7 protein-coding genes are annotated in these 8133 nt (G+C 58.3%); 4 read left to right on the forward strand and 3 right to left on the reverse strand.

Going from position 1 to position 8133, the window contains the following annotated elements; all coding sequences use genetic code 11:
- Both JO226_RS11410 and zapB read right to left on the reverse strand, forming a co-directional pair.
- A partial coding sequence (locus JO226_RS11410) for a sulfate ABC transporter substrate-binding protein (RefSeq protein WP_293580990.1) occupies nucleotides 1–375 on the reverse strand: 375 nt, incomplete at its 3' end.
- A gap of 147 nt (nucleotides 376–522) precedes the next feature.
- Nucleotides 523–768 (reverse strand): septal ring assembly protein ZapB, encoded by a 246-nt coding sequence (gene zapB, locus JO226_RS11415; RefSeq protein WP_125452050.1) that lies wholly within the window; start codon nucleotides 766–768, stop codon nucleotides 523–525.
- A gap of 461 nt (nucleotides 769–1229) precedes the next feature.
- Here zapB and JO226_RS11420 point away from each other — a divergent pair, with 461 nt between their 5' ends.
- Together JO226_RS11420 and glpK are read left to right on the forward strand one after the other, a co-directional pair.
- Nucleotides 1230–2075: an MIP/aquaporin family protein gene (locus JO226_RS11420; RefSeq protein ID WP_293580992.1), complete on the forward strand. Its 846-nt coding sequence runs from the start codon at nucleotides 1230–1232 to the stop codon at nucleotides 2073–2075.
- A 22-nt stretch (nucleotides 2076–2097) separates the two neighbouring features.
- Nucleotides 2098–3606, forward strand: a complete 1509-nt coding sequence (glpK, locus tag JO226_RS11425) for a glycerol kinase GlpK (RefSeq protein WP_293580994.1) — start codon at nucleotides 2098–2100, stop codon at nucleotides 3604–3606.
- Nucleotides 3607–3701: 95 nt separating this feature from the next.
- Here the strand turns inward: glpK and gltS are convergent, their stop codons facing one another.
- Nucleotides 3702–4904 carry a sodium/glutamate symporter gene (gltS, locus tag JO226_RS11430; protein ID WP_293580996.1) on the reverse strand — a complete coding sequence of 401 codons (1203 nt, stop codon included), beginning with the start codon at nucleotides 4902–4904 and terminating at the stop codon, nucleotides 3702–3704.
- Between the two features lie 278 nt (nucleotides 4905–5182).
- On the opposite strand from gltS, the gene xanP reads away from it, so the two are divergent.
- Together xanP and JO226_RS11440 are read left to right on the forward strand one after the other, a co-directional pair.
- Nucleotides 5183–6574, forward strand: a complete 1392-nt coding sequence (gene xanP, locus JO226_RS11435) for a xanthine/proton symporter XanP (protein ID WP_293580998.1) — start codon at nucleotides 5183–5185, stop codon at nucleotides 6572–6574.
- A 120-nt stretch (nucleotides 6575–6694) separates the two neighbouring features.
- On the forward strand, nucleotides 6695–8133 hold a 1439-nt coding region (locus tag JO226_RS11440), incomplete at its 3' end, for an AsmA family protein (RefSeq protein WP_293581000.1).

The raw sequence follows: 8133 nt of genomic DNA on the forward strand, positions 1-8133 counted from the left end.
CGGGTTGCCTTTACGCACCAGGAAAACAATGGTTGAGGTATAGGGCGCGGCGTTGTCCGGCAGGCGTGTAATCCAGTGTTTGTCGATACGGCCGCGTTCAGCGATGGCGTCAACATCATAGGCCAGCGCCAGCGTCACCACGTCAGCATCAATACCGTTGATGACCGAGGTCGCCTGCTTGCCGGAGCCGCCGTGCGATTGGCGAATCACCACGTTGTCGCCGGTCTGCTGTTTCCAGTGCGCGCTAAACGCTGTGTTGTACTGCTCGTACAGCTCGCGCGTCGGATCGTACGACACGTTTAATAACTGGATGTCCTTTGCCAGAACGCTGGCGGAAGCCAGCAACAGAGTTAACCCCACGCCCCACTTGTTCATCGACCGCTCTCTTCATGTTGTGATGTGATGAAGGTAGCCTGCCAGAAAGGAAACAGATGATTAAAGAATAAAAAAAGATTGGCTATAACGTGAAGGTATAAAGAGTGGAAAGCAAAAGCCCTCTCACAGGTGAGAGGGCTTCGGGAATCAGACTTCTTCCATGCGGCCCAGCAGCGCCTGCAGGCGTTCCTGCCAGCCGTGCTGCTGCTCGCGCAACTGGCTGTTTTCGTGCTCCAGCGCCTCACGGCCCTGCTGCGCGTTCTGTACTTCCTGCGACAGCGAGTTGTTCTTCTCTTTCAGCTCTTCGATTTCCATCTGCAGCAATGTGATGGTATCAATCGCCTGCTGTACTTTTGCTTCCAGTTTCTCAAACACTTCTAATGACATCGTCATACCTCTCCTGAATATGCAAGGCGTTGATAGCAAACCTCAATCGGTTTATCGACTCTCGTCCCGAACCTTCGGCGACGCCTTAACGAAAATAAGCGCACTACAATGTTCCCGATTGTATGAAGCCACGCCGCGCCTGTCCAGCGCCGGGGCGCGCAGATTGCGGTTTGCAACACTTTTCAGTCAAGACCTGGCGTTTTCGTTCCCGTTATCGATAATTTGTTAATGGTTCGGTTAATGAAATGATTCAGCTCTCATTTTCGCGAGACGGCAAAACGCGCTTCTCCGCGCGAAAACGCGCATTTTATTGACGAGACCCACAGATTTTAATTTCGATATTTCTCGTTTTTGCTCGTTAACGATAAATTAACACTATGCCTACACGGCAACATGGTCGTCTTCGACCTCCATGCACACAAGGCTGTTTTCCGGCCTAATAACTACTATGTCTTCAGGATCCGATCATGAGTCAAACATCAACCTTAAAAGGCCAGTGTATTGCCGAGTTTCTTGGTACCGGGTTGTTGATCTTTTTTGGCGTTGGATGCGTTGCGGCGCTCAAAGTAGCGGGCGCCACTTTCGGTCAGTGGGAAATCAGCATTATCTGGGGTCTGGGCGTGGCGATGGCCATTTACCTGACCGCAGGGGTTTCCGGCGCGCATCTTAACCCAGCGGTGACCATTGCTCTGTGGCTGTTTGCCTGTTTCGACGGGCGTAAAGTTGTCCCCTACATCATTTCTCAATTTGCCGGCGCTTTTTGCGCGGCAGCGTTAGTTTACGGGCTTTATTACAATCTTTTTATCGACTTCGAGCATACCCATAATATCGTGCGCGGCAGCGCCGACAGCCTGTCATTAGCCGGTACATTCTCAACCTATCCGAATCCGCATATCAATTTTGTGCAGGCTTTCGCGGTAGAAATGGTGATAACCGCTATCCTGATGGGCGTTATCCTGGCGCTGACCGACGACGGCAACGGCATTCCGCGCGGCCCGCTGGCGCCGCTGCTGATCGGCCTGCTGATCGCGGTCATCGGCGCGTCCATGGGCCCGCTGACCGGCTTTGCGATGAACCCGGCACGTGACATCGGTCCAAAAGCCTTCGCATGGCTGGCAGGCTGGGGCAACATTGCCTTCACGGGCGGTAGAGATATCCCTTACTTCCTGGTACCGCTGTTGGCACCGGTGGTGGGCGCCGCGCTTGGCGCGTTCTGCTACCGCAAACTGATTGGCCGTCATCTGCCGTGCGATGTCTGCGTGGTGGAAGAGAAGGACGCCACCAACTCTACGCAACACAACGCTTCGCTGTAATCTGACTACGGGACTTCACATTATGACCGAGAAAAAATATATCGTTGCGCTGGATCAGGGTACAACCAGCTCCCGCGCCGTCGTTATGGACCATGACGCCAATATCGTCAGCGTTTCACAGCGTGAATTCGAACAAATTTATCCTAAGCCAGGCTGGGTTGAGCACGACCCGATGGAAATCTGGGCCTCACAAAGCTCGACGCTTATTGAAGCCCTGGCGAAAGCTGACATCAGTTCCGATCAGGTGGCGGCTATCGGCATTACCAACCAGCGTGAAACCGCCATCGTCTGGGACAAAGAAACCGGCAAACCGATTTACAACGCTATCGTCTGGCAGTGCCGTCGTACGGCGGATATCTGCGAACAACTCAAGCGCGACGGCATGGAAGAGTACATCCGCTCCGCAACCGGCCTGGTGGTTGATCCTTACTTCTCCGGCACCAAGGTGAAATGGATTCTGGACCACGTGGAAGGTTCCCGCGAGCGCGCTAAGCGCGGCGAGCTGCTGTTCGGCACCGTAGACACCTGGCTTATCTGGCGTATGACCCAGGGCCGCGTGCACGTGACCGACTACACCAACGCCTCCCGTACCATGCTGTTCAACATCCACGACCTCGACTGGGACGACAAAATGCTCCAGGCGCTGGATATCCCGCGTGCGATGCTGCCGGAAGTGCGCAAGTCGTCCGAAGTGTACGGCCAGACCAACATCGGCGGTAAAGGCGGCACCCGTATTCCTATCTCCGGCATCGCGGGCGACCAGCAGGCAGCGCTGTTCGGCCAGCTGTGCGTGAAGGAAGGGATGGCGAAGAACACCTACGGCACCGGCTGTTTCATGCTGATGAACACCGGCGAGAAGGCGGTGAAGTCCGAAAACGGTCTTTTAACCACCATCGCCTGCGGCCCGAAAGGCGAAGTGAACTACGCGCTGGAAGGAGCGGTGTTCATGGCGGGCGCATCCATCCAGTGGCTGCGTGACGAGATGAAGCTCATCAACGACGCGTTCGATTCCGAGTACTTCGCGACCAAGGTTAAGGACACCAACGGCGTATACGTCGTTCCGGCCTTTACCGGCCTCGGCGCGCCGTACTGGGACCCGTATGCTCGCGGCGCCATTTTCGGCCTCACCCGCGGCGTGAATGCCAACCACATTATTCGCGCAACGCTTGAATCCATCGCCTACCAGACCCGCGACGTGCTGGAAGCAATGCAGGCCGACTCCGGCATTCGTCTGCACGCCCTGCGCGTGGACGGCGGCGCGGTGGCGAACAACTTCCTGATGCAGTTCCAGGCCGATATCCTCGGCACGCGCGTAGAGCGTCCGGAAGTGCGTGAAGTCACGGCGCTGGGCGCAGCCTACCTGGCCGGTCTGGCTGTCGGCTTCTGGCAGAACCTGGACGAACTGCAGGAAAAAGCGGTGATTGAGCGTGAGTTCCGCCCGGGTATCGAAACCACCGAGCGCAACGTTCGCTACAGCGGCTGGAAAAAAGCGGTAAACCGCGCGCTGGCGTGGGAAGATCGCGACCAGTAAGTCTGTAAAAAAGCCCGGTGGCGCTTTGCTTACCGGGCCTACAGCATTCCGTAGGCCGGGCAAGCGTCAGCGCCGCCCGGCACTATCAACCGAAATCAACCAAACATCGGCAGCATCAGGTAGAGCTTGATCACCAGCGCGTTGACGATATCAATAAAGAACGCGCCGACCATCGGCACCACCAGGAACGCCATGTGCGACGGGCCGAAACGTTCGGTGATGGCCTGCATGTTGGCGATAGCCGTCGGCGTCGCCCCCAGACCAAACCCGCAGTGCCCCGCCGCCAGTACCGCCGCATCGTAGTTTTTACCCATCATGCGCCAGGTGACGAAAACCGCGTAAAGCGCCATCGCCACCGTTTGTACCGCCAGAATCGCCAACATGGGCAGCGCCAGCGACGCCAGCTCCCACAGCTTCAGGCTCATCAGCGCCATCGCGAGGAACAGCGACAGCGACACGTTGCCCAGCACCGACACCGCGCGTTCAAACACCCGGTAGAAACCGAGCATCGCCAGACCGTTGCTCAGAATCACGCCGATAAACAGCACGCAGACGAACGTCGGCAGCTCAAGGGCGGTCCCCACCAGCAGTTGCGCAACCACCTTACCGGCGGTCAGACAGATGGCGATAAGCGCAATGGTTTCAATCAGCACCAGCGAGGTGATCATGCGCCCGACATCCGGCTTTTCAAACGCCGTCGGCACCGCCTGGTCTTCCGGCGCGCCGTTTGGCGTTGAGGAGTGCTTGACCAGATAGCGCGCCACCGGCCCGCCAATCAGACCGCCGAGCACCAGACCGAAGGTCGCGCAGGCCATCGCCACTTCCGTGGCATTAGCAAAACCGTAGCGCTCGACGAAGAGTTTACTCCAGGCCGCGCCGGTGCCGTGGCCGCCGGACAGGGTAATTGACCCGGCAATCAGCCCCATCAGCGGGTCAAGTCCCAGCATTTTCGCCATGCCGATACCGATGGCATTCTGCACCACCAGCAGCCCGACCACCACGATCAGAAACGTGCCCACCACTTTGCCGCCGCTGCGCAGGCTGGCGAGGTTGGCGTTGAGGCCGATGGTGGCGAAAAAGGCCAGCATCAGCGGGTCTTTCAGGCTCATATCAAAATCAATTTCCCAGCCCATGCTCTTTTTCAGCACCAGCAACGCCAGCGCCACCAGCAGACCGCCAGCGACCGGTTCAGGGATAGTGTATTTTTTCAAAAAGGGAACGGAATGGACCAGTTTGCGCCCCAGCAGCAACACCAGTGTTGCCGCAACAAGCGTCGATAACGTATCGAGATGAAACATGAATAGCTCCTTGTTAACGCATAGTCCAGTAGCAGGTGCCATGCTTTCCTGTAGTGGGAAGTTCTTATGTTTAAGAATCAGGAGCCCGTTTTTTAACAAAATGCGTCAAAAAACGATAGAAAAAGTTGCTGACTTCGCTCATTTCTGCGACAAAACGTGCAGAATCGCTATAAGCACACTTTTCTTTATTCATTATTAAACTATTTAAAGCAATCGTTTGCTTTTGCCTGGCAGTCCGTTAAAATCCCCCCTTTTCCAGCTCGGGATTGCCTCTGAAAATGTCAGTGAACACCATCGAATCTGAAAATGCGCAACCGATTGCGCAGACGCAGAACAGCGAACTCATCTACCGCCTTGAAGACCGCCCGCCGCTGCCGCAGACCCTGTTTGCCGCCTTCCAGCACCTGCTGGCTATGTTTGTCGCGGTCATCACTCCTGCGCTGCTGATTTGCCAGGCGCTGGGCTTACCGGCGGAAGATACCCAGCACATCATCAGCATGTCGCTGTTCGCTTCCGGGGTGGCGTCGATTATTCAGATCAAAGCGTGGGGGCCGGTGGGTTCCGGGCTGCTGTCGATTCAGGGCACCAGCTTTAACTTCGTGGCGCCGCTGATTATGGGCGGCACGGCGCTGAAAACCGGCGGGGCGGACGTTCCGACGATGATGGCGGCGCTGTTCGGTACGCTGATGCTGGCAAGCTGCACCGAGATGGTTATCTCCCGCGTTCTGCACCTGGCTCGTCGCGTGATCACCCCGCTGGTCTCCGGCGTGGTGGTGATGATTATCGGCCTGTCGCTGATTCAGGTGGGCCTGACGTCCATCGGCGGCGGCTACGCGGCGATGAACGATCACACCTTCGGCGCGCCGAAAAACCTGCTGCTGGCCGGTGTGGTGCTGGCGCTGATCATTCTCCTTAACCGCCAGCGCAACCCGTACCTGCGCATCGCCTCGCTGGTGATCGCCATGGCGGCGGGCTACCTGCTGGCGTGGTTTATGGGCATGCTGCCGGAAAGCAACGCGCCGACGAACCAGAGCCTGATCACCGTACCGACGCCGCTGTACTATGGTCTGGGCATCGACTGGAGCCTGCTGCTGCCGCTGATGCTGGTGTTTATGATCACCTCGCTGGAAACCATCGGCGACATCACCGCCACCTCTGACGTCTCCGAGCAACCGGTCTCCGGCCCGCTGTACATGAAACGCCTGAAAGGCGGCGTGCTGGCCAACGGGCTCAACTCATTTGTCTCCGCCGTGTTTAACACCTTCCCGAACTCCTGCTTTGGTCAGAACAACGGCGTTATCCAGTTGACCGGCGTCGCCAGCCGCTACGTGGGCTTCGTGGTGGCGCTGATGCTGATCCTGCTTGGCCTGTTCCCGGCAGTGAGCGGCTTTGTGCAGCACATTCCCGAGCCTGTGCTCGGCGGCGCGACGCTGGTGATGTTCGGCACCATCGCCGCCTCCGGCGTGCGTATTGTCTCCCGCGAACCGCTGAACCGCCGCGCTATCCTTATCATCGCGCTGTCACTGGCCGTGGGTCTTGGCGTCTCCCAGCAGCCGCTGATCCTGCAGTTTGCCCCGGACTGGCTGAAAAACCTGCTCTCCTCCGGTATCGCCGCAGGCGGTATCACGGCGATTGTTCTGAATCTGGTCTTCCCGCCAGAGAAGAGCTGATCCCCGACACGACAGGGGTTGCCACCCCTGTCGTGTAATCTAATTACATCATTCCTTCCTTGAGCATTGCGCATAAATCGTGCATAACTCCCTTATGTGCACTTCACGGGACGGAAGACGATGAAATTTCTCGGAAAGCTGATGCTTTGGTTGCTGGTAGCGCTGCTGCTGGTGATTCTCGCTTTCTATTTCCTGCTGCAGACGCGCTGGGGCGCGCGCCAGGTCAGCCAGTGGGTATCCGGCAATACCGGCTACCATCTCGTCTTTGAGGCGATGGATCACAGCCTCTCGTCGCCGTCGCATATCCTGTTGAAAAACGTGACCTTTGGCCGTAACGGCAAACCGGCGACGCTGGTCGCCAAAAGTGTGGATATCGGCCTTAGCAGCCGCCAGTTGAGCGACCTGCGGCACGTCGACACCATCCTGCTGCGCGACGGCACGCTGAACCTGTCGCCGTCGACCGCGCCGTTCCCGTTCGAAGCCGATACGCTCCACCTCAGCAACATGGCCTTTAACAGCCCGGAGACCGGCTGGGACCTGAGCGCCCAACGCGTCACTGGCGGCGTGGCACCGTGGCAACCTAAAGCGGGCAATGTGCTCGGCGACCAGGCGCAGATCCAGATGAGCGCCGGTTCAATGACCCTCAACGGCATCCCTGCCACCAATGTGCTGATTCAGGGCAGTATTGATAAAGGCGAGGTGACGCTCGGCACCATTGGCGCGGATATCGCGCTGGGCTCGCTGTCCGGCGTGGCGCGGCGTAACGCCGACGGCAGCTGGCTTATCGACAGCCTGCAACTGACCGACATCCGGATGCAGAGCGACAAAACCCTGGTGGACTTTTTCGCCCCCTTAACCACCGTACCGTCGCTACAGATTAACCGTCTGGAAGTGACCGATGCCCGCCTGCAAGGGCCGGACTGGGCCGTGACCGACCTCGACCTCAGCTTGCGCAACCTGACGCTCGGCAACGGCGGCTGGCAAAGCGATGACGGCAAGCTGTCGATGAACGCCAGCGACTTTATCTATGGCTCACTGCACTTCCTCGACCCGATTATCAATGCGGAGTTCTCGCCGCAGGGCATCGCGCTGCGTCAGTTCACCTCCCGCTGGGAAGGCGGCATGATACGGACCTCCGGCAACTGGCTGCGCAGCGGCGAGGCCCTCGTTCTCGACGATGCCGCTATCGCCGGGCTGGAATACACCCTGCCGGGCAACTGGAGACAGTTGTGGATGGACCCGCTGCCGGCCTGGCTGCAAAACGTGACGCTCCAGCGCTTTACCGCCAGCCGTAACCTGGTTATCGATATCGACCCGGCGTTCCCGTGGCAAATCACCTCCCTTGACGGCTACGGCGATAACCTGCAGCTGGCCAAAGACGGCCATTGGGGCGTGTGGGCTGGCAATGCCGTGCTGAACGGCGCGGCAGCCACCTTTAACCGCGTGGACGTCCGCCGCCCGTCATTGAAACTGACGGCGAACCCCAACACCGTCAGCATCAGCGAGCTGAGCGCCTTTACCGAAAAGGGCATTCTGGAAGCCGCAGCGGCGGTGTCCCA

Source organism: Pluralibacter sp. (assembly GCF_019237635.1).
Classification (GTDB): domain Bacteria; phylum Pseudomonadota; class Gammaproteobacteria; order Enterobacterales; family Enterobacteriaceae; genus Enterobacter_B.